2 protein-coding genes are annotated in these 1,642 nt (G+C 45.7%); both read right to left on the bottom strand.

Features of this window, described 5'->3' with window-relative positions; genetic code table 11:
- On the bottom strand, positions 1-637 hold a 637-nt coding region (locus tag DUK53_RS16995; protein WP_236637327.1), incomplete at its 3' end, for a glucosaminidase domain-containing protein.
- 8 nt (positions 638-645) lie between these two features.
- The coding region (locus tag DUK53_RS17650) for an immunoglobulin-like domain-containing protein (RefSeq protein ID WP_161564268.1) at positions 646-1,642 on the bottom strand (997 nt) is incomplete at its 5' end.

Below are 1,642 nucleotides of genomic sequence, written 5' to 3'. Positions count from 1 at the left end.
CGTCGAAATAATTCATTTTATCGCCAACGATTTTCACATCACTACCAACCTCGGCTGCGCAGTTCATCGTTAATCCACCAAGCTTTTCAGCAATGGAGTAGACTGTTGGTATCCAGTTGCTATTGAGATTACTCGGATCGTTTGCTGCACCAACTGGAGCGTACACATTGCCTAACTTTTCAACGGTATTCAGACCGTCTACAATGATCCGGTTATGCAACGTTTGCCCCATCGCATCGAGTCCTTCATCCAAGCTTGCATATACTCTCACGGTGGCCATGCCAGTGGCTGGGTCCATCAAGCCGCCAGGGTTGTTTTTTTCTGTCACGGCCCTACTCTTGCCCCATGCCGTTTCATTCATAGCAATAGCCGCAAATAGCACGGGATCAATGCCGTATTTTCTCGCTACGAGAATAAATGTGTTTTGCTTGCCTTTAAACACGCCAGCATTTTCGATACCATTACTCCATTTTTCTTGATTGATTCCGCCAATCGGCGAACATCCACCAGCAGAAACTTCGCCTTCGTTTTCACCAGACATCATCGACGCTCCAGCAATAGCAAAAATGAAAAACAATACAAAAAAGACTGGCAACATGGCCAATCCTATTTTTATTCCGATTCCTTTTTTAAACATAGGCGTTTTTACTCAACGACCGTGATTTGTCGTGTGATCGTCGTCTCTTTTCCATATGCGTTGACCGCATGATAGGTGAGCGTGTATGTTCCTGCGGTGGCCGTGTCCACTTCTCCAGTTACTGTATAAAGTGTTTCTTCATACATGTTTGTTACTGTCACACCTTCGTTTGGATCAAATGGGGTACCAAGGAAGATCGTAGCATCTTCGACACCTTCAAAGGCTGGTGTTTTCGCTTGGACCTCAATCACTACTTGTTTGGTTGTTTCCGCTCCAAAACGATCCTTCACGGAGTACAGGATGGTGTACGTTCCTTCTACTGTGGTATCTACTTCTCCAGTGACTTCGATTTTCGCTGTCAAATCCCCTTCTTCGGTATCTGTCGCTGTCACACCTTCCAAAAGATTGACGTCTTGCCCGATATCTACGATTTTATCTGCCAATCCGTCAAAGACCGGTGCATCATTTAGTACTTCTATTGTTACCATTTTTCCAGCCTTCACGTTGTGGTGAACCACTTCTACATAGACCTGCTGTGTTCCAACTTTGGTTGTATCAATCGCTTGGCTTACCGTGATACTGCTAGAAATGTTCGTGCCATTTTCATCGATAGCATTCGCATAGTCTGCGATATCAAACGTAGATAGTGCATGCACTGTGATCACATCCGGTACCGTTAGGTACGCTTCGTACACTGGTTCTGGATCAGGTTTGGGCTCTGGCTGCGGTTCTGGTTTTGGTTCCGGCTGTGGCTCTGGATTCGGTTCTGGTTGTATTGGCTCCACTGGATCAGGTTTTGGTGTAGGAATAACCGGATCAGGAATTGGTGTTGGAGTCGGTTTCTTTTCGGGTTCTTTAACCTCTTCTTGGGGTTGCGTTGTTTGGCTTGGCTGCGTCGGTTTTGTATCCAATATAATTGGTGTTGGCGCCACATTTGCTGGTGTTTTTGTTGCTGTTGAAACGAGTTGCGCTAGCTCCTTATAGGCTACTTGTTTCTCTTTGTAG

This window comes from Listeria sp. SHR_NRA_18 (assembly GCF_003856515.1).
GTDB lineage: Bacteria > Bacillota > Bacilli > Lactobacillales > Listeriaceae > Listeria_A > Listeria_A newyorkensis.
This window is presented reverse-complemented; position numbering and strand designations above follow the sequence as displayed.